Here is a 13241-nt window from a genome sequence, read left to right on the forward strand (position 1 = left end):
AAGGACAGAAGCGAGGACGTAAAGTATGACGAAAGCAGGCAAAATAACGGCTGCAATATCAGGGACTTTCTTGTTGTTGATCGCTGTGTTCATCATTCTGATCGCGACATTTGACTGGAATCGCCTCAAACCGACCATCAACCAGAAAGTCTCTACTGAACTCAATCGACCCTTCGCCATACGGGGCGACCTCGGGGTGGTGTGGGAACGCCAGCCGCAGGAAACGGGCTGGCGTAGCTGGGTTCCGTGGCCGCACGTCCACGCAGAAGACATTATTCTCGGTAATCCGCCGGATATCCCGGATATCACCATGGTGCACCTGCCGCGCGTTGAAGCCACGCTGGCGCCTTTAGCGTTATTGACCAAAACCGTCTGGCTTCCGTGGATCAAACTGGTGAAACCGGATGCACGCCTCATTCGCCTGTCTGAACAAAATAATAACTGGACGTTTAATGTGGCGGGCGACGATCGCAACGATCCGCCTGCGCCGCCGTCGGGCTGGTCTTTCCGGCTGGATAATATTCTGTTTGATCAAGGCCGTATCGCGATCAACGACCAGGTGAGCAAAGCTGACGTCGAGATCCTGGTCGATCCGCTGGGCAAACCGCTGCCCTTTAGCGAAGTGACGGGCGCGAAGGATAACAACAACACCGCCAGGGTTGAGGATTATGTTTTTGGCCTGAAGGTGCAGGGGCGCTACAACGGCGAGCCGCTTACCGGAACAGGCAAAATTGGCGGTATGCTGGCCTTACGCAGCGAAGGCACGCCGTTCCCGGTGCAAGCCGACTTTCGATCGGGCAACACCCGCGTGGCATTGGTAGGCGTAGTGAACGATCCCGGCAGGATGGGCGGGGTCGATCTGCAGCTCAAATTTTCCGGTGATTCGCTGGGTGAATTATACGACCTGACAGGCGTACTGCTGCCCGACACCCCGCCGTTTGAAACGGACGGGCGGCTGGTGGCGAAAATCGACACGGAGAAATCCTCTGTCTTTGATTATCGCAACTTTAACGGGCGGATTGGCGACAGCGATGTTCATGGCTCGCTGACGTATACCACTGGCAAGCCGCGACCAAAACTGGAAGGCGATGTGGAATCGCGCCAGCTTCGGCTGGCCGATCTCGGCCCGTTGATTGGCGTGGACTCCGGCAAGGGGAGCCGAACTGAACAACGCAAAGGTGAGAAAGACCTTCAGCCTGCGGGCAAAGTCCTGCCTTATGACCGTTTTGAAACCGATAAATGGGATGTGATGGATGCCGATGTGCGTTTTAAGGGGCGACGCATTGAGCACGGTAGCAGCCTGCCGATTCGCGATCTTTCCACACACATCATCCTGAAGAACGCCGATTTGCGCCTGCAGCCGCTGAAATTTGGTCTGGCGGGCGGCAGCATCGTTTCCAACATTCATCTGGAAGGGGACAAGAAACCCATGCGAGGGCGGGCGGAAATCCAGGCGCGTCGTCTCAAGCTCAAGGCATTGATGCCTGACGTGGAATTAATGCAAAAAACCCTCGGCGAGATGAACGGGGATGCCCAGATTCGTGGCAGCGGGAACTCCGTCGCGGCGCTGTTAGGCAACAGTAATGGCAATCTGAAACTGTTGATGAACGACGGTCTGGTCAGCCGGAATCTGATGGAAATTGTTGGATTGAACGTAGGTAACTTTATTGTTGGGCAAATATTTGGCGATGACGAAGTACGAGTGAATTGCGCGGCGGCGAATCTCGACATTACCAATGGTGTAGCACGCCCACAACTTTTTGCTTTTGATACAGAAAATGCGGTGATTAACGTCATCGGAACGGCCAGTTTTGCCTCTGAACAACTTGATTTAACCATCGATCCAGAGAGTAAAGGGATTCGTATCATTACCCTGCGTTCACCGCTGTACGTGCGTGGAACGTTCAAGAATCCACAGGCGGGCGTGAAGGCCGGTGCATTGATAGCACGAGGCGCGGTTGCCGCGGTGCTGGCGACCTTAGTGACCCCCGCTGCCGCGCTGCTGGCGCTGATTTCCCCGTCTGAAGGCGATGCTAACCAGTGCCGGACGATTCTGTCGCAGATGAAGAAGTAGCATTGTATGCCGGATAAACCTGCAGCTTATCCGGCAATCACATTACAGCGACTGGTGGCGCGTCTCATGCGTTAACAGGAGCGCTATCAGCGTCAGTCCCGCCATCGAGGCCAGGTAAATGCCCACCGCTGCCAGACCGTAGTTTGCCTGCAACCACGCAGCAATGTAGGGGGCGACAGAGGCACCGAGAATCGACGCGACGTTATAGGAGAACGACGCACCGGTGTAGCGTACCTCGGTCGGGAACAACTCCGGCAGCAGTGCGCCCATTGGGCCGAAGGTCAGCCCCATCAGACTCAACCCCAGCAGCAGGAAAGCGAATACCAACACCGAATTACCGGAGCCCAGCAGCGGTTTAAAGGCGAACAGCGCAAACAGAATGATCATCGTGGTGATAATGACCATGCTTTTACGACGGCCAAATGCATCTGCCAGCAGACCTGCCACCGGCACCATCACGCCGAATCCGATAACGGCCATCATCAGCATCCACAATACGTCGTTACGCGACATACCGAGGCCCACAGGGGCGGCAGCGGTACTGAAGGTCATGGAATAAACGGTCATGATATAAAACAGCGTATAGGTCGCCAGCATGATAAATGTGCCAAGCACCGTGACGCGCACATGTTTTGTCAGCAGGGTTCCCAGCGGAATTTTTACCTGTTTTTTGGCGGCGGCGACTTTCGCGAATACGGGCGTTTCGTGCAAAGAGACGCGCACATACAGACCAATAATCACCAGCACCGCAGAGAAAATAAACGGTACACGCCAGCCCCAGCTCATGAATTGCTCATCGGTCAGTAACCAGGAGAGCAACAGGAACGTACCGTTGGCAAAGAAGAAACCGATAGGCGCGCCCAACTGAGGGAAGGAGCCGTACAGCGCGCGTTTGCGCGGCGGCGCGTTTTCCGTCGCCAGCAGCGCCGCGCCGCCCCATTCACCGCCAAGTCCCAGCCCCTGGCCAAAACGCGCCAGCGCCAGCAACAGCGGGGCGAAAATACCGATCGTCGCGTAACCGGGCAGCAGGCCAATGATGACGGTGGAGATCCCCATTGTCAGCAGTGAAGCCACCAGCGTCACTTTGCGGCCAACGCGGTCGCCAAAATGGCCGAATACGGCGGAGCCAATCGGGCGTGCCACAAAGGCGATGGCGAAGGTGGCAAGCGACTGTAGTGTGGCGGCCGCAGGATCGCCCTGTGGGAAGAAAATATGGGGGAACACGATCACGGCGGCGGTCGCGTAAATGTAAAAGTCGAAAAACTCAATGGCGGTACCGATGAGTGATGCGATGACGACTTTATTACGCGAATTGACCGGCGTGTGTTCCTGCTCGTTGTCGAGTGTTGTGGCGGTTGCTTGCATAGTATTTTCTTATTTTTTGGCGAACGAATGGCCATATTACGCACAGCAAAAGAGACATTTCAATATGTAACAAAATGGGATTTTGCTCAGAAAAGCGGCAAAAAGGGGATAATTTTTAGGCCAGCGATTTCGCTTCTATGAAATGCTTCACAGAATTTTAAACTTAGATAATAAAACTGGTTTTTGGTTAAATAAAAGTTAAGGACTGGATTTATATTCTGAAATGGCGAGAGGGGCTGATATTTTTTATTTTTCATCAGCCCCATGAATGATTTAACGGTGTGTTTTGCCTGGCATCCGTGGATCGTCTTTGTATTGCGCGGTGGCAATCCAGGCCGCGCAGAAGAGCGTCAGGCGGGCGAAGAAATAGAAGAACGCCATCAGACCCAGCACTGAGCCAAATGCGGCGCCGGAAGGGGATTTCACCAGCGCGGGCAGCGTCCACGTCATGATGATTTTGATGACTTCAAAGCCGATGGCGGCAATAAATGTTCCACGGATCAGCGCTTTCTTGCGCGGGCGATGGCGCGGCAATCGCCAGAAAATCCAGAAGAACAACAGGTAGTTGGCAAAGATTGAAATGGCCAGTCCGATCAGCCGCCAGGCGGGTTTCAGCCATTCGATGCTGTCGAGATACAGCGCCGAAATGATCATCTGCTGGGCGGACCCGGCGATGGAGGTGATGGAGAGGGTGACGATCAACGCGACCAGCAGACCGATCAGGGAGATAAAGTCACGCAGGTATTTTATCCAGATTTTTTCCTGATCCTGCGGTGTGCGTTCCCACACGTCCCGCGACTGGGCGCGAATCGCTTCCCGCAGGTTTCCCATCCAGTTGATGCCGGAATAGAGCGCGATCCCCAGACCGACCAGACCGACGGTAGTACGCTGCTGAACGGCGGTATTGATCGTGCTTTTCAGCGTGGCGGCTAACGTGGGATCGCTGACGTTTTGCAGAATTTTTTCGAAGATATCCTGGAGCAGCGTGGGGTGCGACGCGAGAATAAAACCGGCGGCGGCGAATGACACCATCAGAATGGGGATCATCGACAGAAACGAGAAGTAGGTAATGGCCGCGCCGAACTGGTTTCCCAGTCGGTCATTAAAACGTTCTGCTGCACGGAGTAGATGGGCAATCACGGGCTGGCGTTGGAACTTTTGCGCTGTCGTGGTGACGGTTTTTAGCGTCTTGCGGGCTTTGCCGCTTTTCTCTGACGCTTCACGCGCGTCAGTCTCTACGGTTTGAATCGGGTCGTGCTCCAGTTCCTGATCCGGGCGTTTTACGTCATTTTCCTGCATCATCAGGTCGATAGTCCTTTTTTTGTCTGCTATCGGGTTAGTATAGCCTCTCTGGGCGGCTTCCCGAAAAGTACGGCCAGACGCTAATCCACATAGCCTTTCATCACGCCGGTTAACCACGCCATAAACAGATGTACCCGACGGGAAAGGTTGCGACGGTGTGGATACAGCAGTGAAACCGGCATGGCGTCGGCACGATATTGCGGTAACACTTCAATGAGCGTTCCTGCACGCAGCGCATCGCGCACCCCAACGCGCGGCACCTGAATGATGCCCAGACCCGCCAGGCAAGCCGCATGATAGGTCTCGGTGCTGTTCACCGTTAATATGCCGCCCGTTTTAATCCACTGCGTTCCATTGGCCGTTGCGACTTCGAAACCCTGCGGGCGTGTGCCCAGATTGAGTGAGTAGTGCACCACCGCATGGGAGGCCAGATCTTCCAGACTCTCCGGATAGCCAAAGCGCGCCAGATACTGGGGGCTGGCGCAGTTAATGACCGACAGCTTCCCCAGCGGGCGAGCGATCAATCCAGAATCTTTCAGCGTGCCAACGCGCACGACGCAGTCAAAGCCCTCGCGAATTAAATCGACCAGGCGGTCGCTGCTGCTGAGCTCCAGTTCAATCCCCGGATACTGATGCAAAAATTGCGGGAGCTGTGGCATGACCAGGTTTTTGGCGACGCCCACCGGCATATCCACCCGCAGTTTACCGCTGATGCTTTTTGGGTCGTGCTGAAACAGACCGTCCAGCTCATCAAGATTGCTCAGCAGATCTTTGGCGCGCTCGTAATAGACCATACCGTCCTGCGTGAGCTGAACGCGTCGCGTAGTCCGGTGCAGTAGCTGCGTCCCGAGCAGGTTCTCCAGCGCCTGAATCTGGCGAGATACGCTACCTTTAGGGAGGCCGGATGTCTCGGCGGCGCGCGAAAAACTCTCCAGTTCCGCGACGCGGATGAACAACTGCATTGCGTGAATTTTATCCATCCCGACCGCCTATTGTTGTTCTGTGTGAAACAGTGATGCGCATCTGGCTATATTTATTATTTTTCTATCACCTAATAAGCTCTTTCTCAATCTTCACAACAGCTGAAATGAGGTTTCTTATGACACAACGTATCGCATTAGTGACCGGCGGCAGCCGTGGACTGGGTAAAAACGCGGCGTTGAAGTTGGCAGACAAGGGAACGGATATTATTTTCACCTGGAATAGCCAGCAGCAGGCGGCGCTGGATGTTGTCGCTGAAATTGAGCGAAAAGGGAGGAAAGCGGTGGCAATACAGCTGAACGTCAGTGATATTGCCAGTTTTGCGACATTCACCCGCGACGTCAAAACACAACTGAAAAGTGTCTGGAATCGCGAGACGTTTGATTATTTAGTGAACAATGCCGGTATTGGCCTGTATGCGCCGTTTGCGGACACGCCGGAAGCCATGTTTGATGAATTATTGAGCATCCATTTTAAAGGCCCTTTCTTCCTGACCCAGCGCCTGTTACCGCTGATTAAAAATGGGGGACGGATCCTGAATGTCTCAACGGGGCTGGCCCGTTTTGCCCTGCCGGGGTACGCGGCCTACGCCTCAATGAAAGGGGCGATGGAAGTGCTGACACGCTATCAGGCCAAAGAGTTGGGCGAGCGCGGGATCACGGTGAACAGCATTGCGCCTGGTGCGATTGAGACTGATTTTGGCGGCGGCAGACTGCGAGACAACAAAGAACTGAATGCCTACGTTGCGTCGCAAACCGCGTTGGGACGCGCAGGCTTGCCGGGGGATATTGGTGATGCCATTGTCGCATTGCTCAGTGATGAACTGGGGTGGATGACTGCGCAGCGAATTGAAGTGTCAGGCGGCATGTTCCTGTAAGCGTGGGGTGGATGAGATCCGGCGGGCGAGGTTGTCCGCCGGAGTAGCATCGGCGAGCGAATATCAGCGCCACTCATGCTTTAACAGGCCAAAGAGCCAGTCATCCTGCCACCGTTGCTGCAACCAGTAGCTTTCGCGCAGCGTCCCTTCCAGCACAAATCCTGTTTTTTCCAGCAACTGGCGAGAAGCCTGATTGCCTGCGGTGACGCAGGCTGTCAGTCGCCGCAGACCGCCCGCGGAAAAAGCATAGTCGCAGACGGCGCGTAAAGACTCAGTCCCATAACCTTTTCCCTGAGCCTCGGGAGCCAGCAGGAACCCGACTTCGGCGCAATCTTTCCCGCGATGAATATAACCGTTGATGCCAAGCGGCTTGCCCGTTTCGTTGTCGCAAAGGATCAGACACAGCCAGTGAGGGCTTCTAGGCTGCCATTCGGGCAATCGGGAGTCGAAGGCCTCGCGAATGTCTGCTTCGCTACGCGCATCGTCCACATAGCGCATCACGTCAGGGTGTTGCTGTAGCGAAAGAAAAAAGGGCCAGTCGGCAGGCTCAATCGGGCGACAGGTCAGGCGAGAGGTTTTCAGTACGGGCACAAGCATACCTCCGAATAATTTTCTCAATGTTCACGTCGTGGTCACTGTTATATATGTTTAACTTGTTATATCTATAAAAACAGATAATTAAAATGAATATAACGAACTCCCCTGGAGGTAACACCGTTAGTTCCGAGATATCCGGGGCGACCACCGGGTTTGGCGTCCCTCCGGGAACCAAATCCCGGTGTTTCCCCTCATTCATTGGCTGAAGTGAACGGTGTTACCCCTGGTGGGCGTTATTTACATTAAGGATGATAATGACGATCAGCGTTTTACAGACGACAAGCACTACCTTTGAGCACTGTCTGGGTATTATCCGCCACGCATCGGTAGAAATTTTGCTGTTGTTAGGGGTCCATGCCTCCGAGGGGAAAGATCCGCGCTGGTTTCTGGAGCAACTGGATCAGGCCCGTTTGAACCTCGGCGGCTGGAATGCCATCGCAAAACGACTGCATATGAATGACGCGCAACTCAGCCAGTTTACCCTACGGTTGCGCCATCTCCAGCAATGCGTACCGCAATATGAAAACGGACAGGCCGTAAGTGAGAATCAGCTCATTGCCGCGCTGCGTTTCGTCACCGCGCTGGAACAGCTGCGCCAGTGCCAGCCGCTGCTGACGTATCTCACAGACGTAGACGCCAGCGATGAAAGCCAACAACGGCGTGCAGAGCGCCAGCTTCGTACGATTGAGCTGGTTTTAAAAGGACTGGTGGCGCAGGTCTGGCCGGACAGCCAGTCACTGAATGCGTATTTAAAACAGCATTTTGGTGCCGATCGCCTCAGGCACTGGATAAAGCAGGGTGACGACCAGGAGGCGCTCAGTGGAATGTGCTTTAGTGAGCTGGCGCTGATGGTGGTCGATAAAAAGAGCTTTGCCCGCCACTACGCCGGGGTGTTTGATGATACCTCCGTACTGACGCTGTTTGTTGAACCCCGTGCGACGCTAAGGCAATTTCTCGACGACTGTCGACAGGCGCGTAACGGCGTGATTGCCGGTGAACCACTTACGGCAGCGCAGTTGACGCTGCTTTCCTGCCAGTACCAGCAGATTACCCGCCCGGTACAGCGGGCGTTTGAGCGCGGGCGTGCGCGGGTGAATCCCGCCTCGTTGCTGATTGTCGATGACGCGCAACTGGAACAGTATTGGGAGCGCGCGCGGCACAAAAATCATCCGACGGGTGGCGATCTGCAGGAGATCGGTGAAACGATAGAACCCCCGCGCAAACGGCCGCAACGTACCGCTGAAGAGCGAGAACAGCTGATCTCCGGCACCCTGTGGGGCGCCGTTGGCGTAATGGTGCTGGCGATACTGGGGGGCGGAATTTGGTTATTCAGTTCGCAACAGCCGCCAGCCGCGCCGGGTGTTGAGATCGTGAAGAATGAGCCGAAACGGGAAGCCCCTTCCCCGCGGGAGAGCATCACGCAAAAGGGGATCACCTGGGATGCATTTAACATGCGGGCGGCTATCGACAGGAATGACACCCGTATCACAACGCTGTTTTTACAGGGCGGGATGAACTGGCAGTTAGCCTGGACCGAGCAGGCTTTTGCCCTGGGAAATACTGACGTGTTGCAGCTGTTGCTCCGTTATCCCTCGCAGATGGATGAGCCTAAACCCTGTCGACGGTTTATCAATACCCTGGGACACGCCATGTCGAACGGCGCGTCGCTGACCGCCGAACACGCCTTGTATCTGCAACGTTTTTGCACCGTGCCTGCGGTCGTGGCGAGCCAAAAACATGAGGCTGAGCAGGCGACATTACGCGCCCGCGCTGAACCCAGCGCGGACAACAAGAAATGGCTGAAGATTCAGACCGCCATTTATAAGGAGATTCGCGGATAGCGGGGGCGCTACGGCTCCCCGTACAATCCAATCAGGCGGCGCACCACACCGTTGGTCCAGCCGAACCCATCCTGCAGGGGATATTCGCCGCCGCCGCCTTCACGCGGCGTGCCGCCCGCGATATGGTATTTTTCAATAAGTTTATGATGATGCTGGTAAAAATGGTTCACCGTTTGTAGCCAGCTACGCGCGATCTCATCACCAAGGGCATCATCGCCATACATCTTGAACCCCTGAATAGCCATCCACTGTAGCGGCGCCCAGCCGTTGGGTTTATCCCACTGCTCGCCGGTTTCGTATTCGGTCGCCATAATCCCACCGGGCGTCAGTAAGCGGCTGCGGACCGCGCTGCTCAGGTGATCGGCCTGTTCATGCGTCGCCATGCCGACATACAGAGGCACAATGCTGGCGGCGGAGAACAGGGCCATCTGCTCGCGCCGCCAGTCGTAGTCCCGATAGCAGCCATTATCGTTATCCCACAGGTAACGGTTCACGGCGGCACGACGGCCGCTGGCCTTCTGGCGGAAAAGAGCCTCGGTGTCCCGGTCGCCTTTTAGCGCAGAAATATTGGCAATGGCGCTCTCCAGTTTGAACAAAAAGGCGTTGAGATCGACGGGGATAAACTGGGTGGTGCGAATACTTGCCAGTCGCGCTGTATCGCGCAGCCAGCGGGATGAGTAATCCCAGCCGGAAGCCGCACCGGCACGCAGATCGCGATACACCTCATTGGGAGGGCGACCGGAATGTTTGGCGGTTTCCACATCCTCCAGCCACGACTCGTCACGCGGGGTGTCGCGATCGTCCCAGTAACGGTTAAGCAGCGAACCGTCGGGCATCCGGACGACGTGACGATAGGCCTGATTGAGCACCAGGGATTCCGCGCCGTCCATCCAGAATGCGTACTCCATCTTCAGATGGTCGAGGTAACGCCGTGCGCCGCGTACGCCATCTTCTTCGAACAGTTCTACCATCAGGGCAAACACCGGCGGCTGTGAACGACTCAGATAGTAGGTACGGTTGCCGTTCGGAATATGGCCGTAGTTCTCAATCATCCAGGCGAAGTTGTCCGCCATACATTTCAGGAGATCTCCGCGACCACTTTCCGCCAGCCCCAGCATGGTGAAATAGGAGTCCCAGTAGTAGGTTTCGCTGAATCGCCCGCCAGGCACAATGTAGGACTGCGGTAACGCCAGCAGCGAAGACCACGGAATGTGATCCTGCGGCTCGCGCGTCAGCACGGGCCAGAGCTGGTCGATATGCTCTTTCAGCGAATTTTCCGGGTTAGAGACATATTCCGTGGAGCACACGTCCGGCAGCCAGAAGTGGTTTTCCACAAACTGTCGCAGGTTGAAATCACGGTGTCGTCTGACTTTACGGTAGCGGATCAGAATATCGAGCGGCTCCATCTTTGGCGCGCAGTCCGGGAAGGTTTTGCTGTCGGCAAAGATTCGGGCGGATTGCACATGTTCGAACAGTTCGAGGTAACGATCGGCTGGCGTAAGCGCGTCGGAGGCGGGAAGCCCCTCAATCATCTCGGGTTCCGGCTCTGCCTCGATCATTTCATCCAGCTTTAACTCGTGCGGATCCGTTTCATAAATCAGATCAACCTCGATCGTCATTTCGTCGGAAGGGACGTGTTGCAGTTTCTGGTTGAGCATAATGAGAAGGACCTCCGGATTGCGTCGTAAAAGATACGGGTGTTGCCCGGCTGTTTTTTAAGCGTAGACATTCGCTTCGGTGCGCGGGGTGCAAAGTGTGCGGTGGTTCACATTTATGGCTGAGGGGAACGAGTGCGTATATCTCGTGACTTGATGATTTATAAGCCGTTATCGCCAGAGTGATTTACAACAATAGCGGACAAAAAATCAGAGCATTCGGTTAAAAGCGACTGATGAAGGGTAAAAAAATGCCCCTCCGGGGAGGGGCATTCGAAACTTAACGCATCGTAACAAATTCTTCCGACGCGGTGGGATGGATGGCGACAGTGTTGTCGAAGTCTTTTTTGGTTGCGCCCATTTTCAGCGCTACCGCAAAGCCTTGCAGCATTTCATCCATACCGAAACCGATGCCGTGGATACCGACAATCTTCTCTTCCGGTCCTACGCAGACCAGCTTCATGCGGCACGGCTGACGGTGAGAGGTCACCGCCGTGTACATCGCGGTAAATGACGATTTGTACACTTTTACCTGATCGTCGCCATACTGCTCGCGCGCCTGGGGTTCGGTCAGTCCCACGGTGCCAATCGGCGGGTGGCTGAAGACCACGGTCGGAACGTTGCTGTAGTCCAGATGCTCGTTCGGTTTGTTGTTAAACAAACGCTCAGAGAGACGACGACCCGCTGCCACTGCCACTGGCGTCAGCTCTACCGCGCCGGTGTTATCGCCCACCGCGTAAATGCCATCTACATTCGTGTTCTGGAATTTATCGACGACGATGTAACCTTTTTCACTGGTTTTCACGCCCGTTGCCGCCAGATTGAAGTTATCGGTTGCCGGTTCGCGACCGATAGCCCAAATCAGGCAATCAACGGTTTCGCTGCGACCGTCTTCCAGTTGCAGCGTCAGGCTGCCGTCGGCGTTTTTAACCACTGCTTTCGGGATGGCGTTGGTGTGAAGCTGAGGGCCTTCGGCATTCATCACTTCGACCAGCGTTTCGGTGATCATCGGGTCAAAGTTGCGCAGCGGCGCGTGTTTACGCACGAACAGATGCGTTTTAGCGCCCAGACCGTTGATCACACCCGCCAGTTCGACAGCGATGTAACCGGCCCCGACGACCGCAACGCGTTCCGGCAGCGCGGGCAGTTCAAAGAAGCCGTCAGAGTCGATACCGTATTCCACGCCCGGAATGTCCGGGTGGCTCGGGCGACCGCCGGTGGCAATCAGAATATGGTCGGCAGTGATCGTTTCGCCATTCACTTCAATGGTTTTCGCATCAATGAAACGGGCGAAGCCTTTGATTACATCAACCTTATTTTTGCCCAGTACGTTATCGTATGAGGTGTGGATACGGTCGATGTAGGCGCTACGGCTGGCGATCAATGTGTTCCAGTTGAACGCGTTGATGGTGGTGTCAAAGCCGTAATCCGGGCCATACAGGTGGATCGCTTCACGAATCTGCGCGGCATGCCACATCACTTTCTTCGGTACGCAGCCGACGTTCACGCAGGTGCCGCCTAACTCTTTGGCTTCAATCAGCGCACATTTCTGGCCGTACATGGCCGCGCGGTTAATGGAGGCGATACCACCGCTGCCGCCGCCGATAGCGATGTAATCATAGTGTTTGGTCATGACTTTTGTCCTTAATCGTTGATTGCTGCGATTGTAGCGCGAGACTTAAAAGGTTCCACCGATGGCTGTGATTACTCTGGCACTACCCAGTTTACCGCGGTATGACCGGTGCCTGCCGGGACCAGCTTGCTGTGCAGCCATGGCAGTACGGCATTCATCTGCTGTTCCAGCTTCCACGGCGGGTTGATCACAATCATGCCGGATGCCGTCATACCCCGTTGATCGCTGTCCGGGCGGACTGCCAGCTCAATTTGCAGAATACGGCGAATACCGGTGGCTTCCAGTTCTTTGAGCATGCGTTTGATTTGCGCACGCAGGACGACCGGGTACCACAGCGCGTAGGTGCCAGTGGCAAAACGTTTATACCCTTCGTTGATCCCGCTGACGACGGCCTGATAGTCCGTTTTCATTTCATAAGGCGGATCGATGAGGATCAGACCGCGACGGGAAACCGGCGGTAATTTCGCTTTCAGCTGTTGATAGCCGTCGGCGCGCGCCACACGGGCGCGTTCATCTTTCTGAAACTCGGAGCGCAGCAGGGGGAAATCGCTCGGGTGCAGTTCGGTCAGTTGCAGACTGTCTTGCTCACGCAGCAACTGACGGGCAATCAGCGGCGAGCCAGGGTAATAACGCAGCTGACCGCTGCGGTTAAAATGCTGCACGACGGAGATGTACGGCTCCAGCTCAGTCGGTAAATCATCCTGCTGCCAGATGCGCGCGATGCCTTCCAGATACTCCCCGGTGCGCTCAGCATGCTCGCCACTCAGTAGATACCGGCCAGCGCCCGCATGGGTGTCCAGATAGAGAAACGGTTTTTCTTTCTCTTTGAGCGACTCGATGATCAGGCTCTGAACGGTGTGTTTAAGGACGTCGGCGTGGTTGCCAGCGTGATAGCTGTGGCGATAACTGAGCATGG

At 55.4% G+C, this 13241-nt stretch carries 10 protein-coding genes; 3 read left to right on the top strand and 7 right to left on the bottom strand.

All coding sequences use genetic code 11. The features are described 5' to 3' along the window. Window positions 1-25 precede the first annotated feature (25 nt). Window positions 26-2074, top strand: a complete 2049-nt coding sequence (locus P2W74_RS00915) for an AsmA family protein (protein ID WP_276293550.1) — start codon at window positions 26-28, stop codon at window positions 2072-2074. Window positions 2075-2116: 42 nt separating this feature from the next. Here the strand turns inward: P2W74_RS00915 and P2W74_RS00920 are convergent, their stop codons facing one another. The 3 genes from P2W74_RS00920 to P2W74_RS00930 form a co-directional block, all read right to left on the bottom strand. Next, on the bottom strand, window positions 2117-3439 hold the full coding sequence (locus P2W74_RS00920; RefSeq protein WP_276293551.1) for an MFS transporter: 1323 nt from the start codon (window positions 3437-3439) through the stop codon (window positions 2117-2119). A 273-nt stretch (window positions 3440-3712) separates the two neighbouring features. Beyond that, window positions 3713-4741, bottom strand: a complete 1029-nt coding sequence (gene yhjD / locus P2W74_RS00925) for an inner membrane protein YhjD (RefSeq protein WP_276293552.1) — start codon at window positions 4739-4741, stop codon at window positions 3713-3715. Window positions 4742-4821: 80 nt separating this feature from the next. Further along, complete coding sequence (locus P2W74_RS00930; RefSeq protein WP_276293553.1) at window positions 4822-5721, bottom strand: LysR family transcriptional regulator; 900 nt, start codon at window positions 5719-5721, stop codon at window positions 4822-4824. Between the two features lie 119 nt (window positions 5722-5840). Here P2W74_RS00930 and P2W74_RS00935 point away from each other — a divergent pair, with 119 nt between their 5' ends. Next, on the top strand, window positions 5841-6599 hold the full coding sequence (locus tag P2W74_RS00935) for an SDR family NAD(P)-dependent oxidoreductase (protein WP_192614181.1): 759 nt from the start codon (window positions 5841-5843) through the stop codon (window positions 6597-6599). A 63-nt stretch (window positions 6600-6662) separates the two neighbouring features. Here P2W74_RS00935 and P2W74_RS00940 read toward each other — a convergent pair whose 3' ends face one another. Beyond that, the gene (locus P2W74_RS00940) at window positions 6663-7190 is read right to left on the bottom strand and encodes a GNAT family N-acetyltransferase (RefSeq protein ID WP_276293555.1); all 528 of its coding nucleotides are present in this window, start codon (window positions 7188-7190) and stop codon (window positions 6663-6665) included. Window positions 7191-7450: 260 nt separating this feature from the next. Between P2W74_RS00940 and P2W74_RS00945 the strand changes: the two genes are divergently transcribed. Beyond that, on the top strand, window positions 7451-9037 hold the full coding sequence (locus P2W74_RS00945) for an STY4199 family HEPN domain-containing protein (protein WP_276293556.1): 1587 nt from the start codon (window positions 7451-7453) through the stop codon (window positions 9035-9037). A gap of 8 nt (window positions 9038-9045) precedes the next feature. On the opposite strand, the gene P2W74_RS00950 is transcribed toward P2W74_RS00945, so the two are convergent. The 3 genes from P2W74_RS00950 to P2W74_RS00960 form a co-directional block, all read right to left on the bottom strand. Further along, entirely contained in the window at window positions 9046-10695 is a 1650-nt protein-coding gene (locus P2W74_RS00950) for an alpha,alpha-trehalase (protein WP_276293557.1), read from the bottom strand. Window positions 10696-10972: 277 nt separating this feature from the next. Further along, the gene (gene gorA / locus P2W74_RS00955) at window positions 10973-12325 is read right to left on the bottom strand and encodes a glutathione-disulfide reductase (protein WP_203359660.1); all 1353 of its coding nucleotides are present in this window, start codon (window positions 12323-12325) and stop codon (window positions 10973-10975) included. Between the two features lie 71 nt (window positions 12326-12396). Beyond that, window positions 12397-13239, bottom strand: a complete 843-nt coding sequence (locus P2W74_RS00960) for a 23S rRNA (adenine(2030)-N(6))-methyltransferase RlmJ (RefSeq protein ID WP_276293558.1) — start codon at window positions 13237-13239, stop codon at window positions 12397-12399. Between the last annotated feature and the right edge of the window lie 2 nt (window positions 13240-13241).

The organism is Citrobacter enshiensis (assembly GCF_029338175.1).
Lineage (GTDB): Bacteria > Pseudomonadota > Gammaproteobacteria > Enterobacterales > Enterobacteriaceae > Citrobacter_D > Citrobacter_D enshiensis.

Coding starts and splice junctions, on each gene's coding strand:
- P2W74_RS00915 (WP_276293550.1), top strand. CDS start 26: ATGACGAAAGCAGGCAAAATAACGGCTGCAATATCAGGGACTTTCTTG.
- P2W74_RS00920 (WP_276293551.1), bottom strand. CDS start 3,439: ATGCAAGCAACCGCCACAACACTCGACAACGAGCAGGAACACACGCCG.
- yhjD (WP_276293552.1), bottom strand. CDS start 4,741: ATGATGCAGGAAAATGACGTAAAACGCCCGGATCAGGAACTGGAGCAC.
- P2W74_RS00930 (WP_276293553.1), bottom strand. CDS start 5,721: ATGGATAAAATTCACGCAATGCAGTTGTTCATCCGCGTCGCGGAACTG.
- P2W74_RS00935 (WP_192614181.1), top strand. CDS start 5,841: ATGACACAACGTATCGCATTAGTGACCGGCGGCAGCCGTGGACTGGGT.
- P2W74_RS00945 (WP_276293556.1), top strand. CDS start 7,451: ATGACGATCAGCGTTTTACAGACGACAAGCACTACCTTTGAGCACTGT.
- P2W74_RS00950 (WP_276293557.1), bottom strand. CDS start 10,695: ATGCTCAACCAGAAACTGCAACACGTCCCTTCCGACGAAATGACGATC.
- gorA (WP_203359660.1), bottom strand. CDS start 12,325: ATGACCAAACACTATGATTACATCGCTATCGGCGGCGGCAGCGGTGGT.
- P2W74_RS00960 (WP_276293558.1), bottom strand. CDS start 13,239: ATGCTCAGTTATCGCCACAGCTATCACGCTGGCAACCACGCCGACGTC.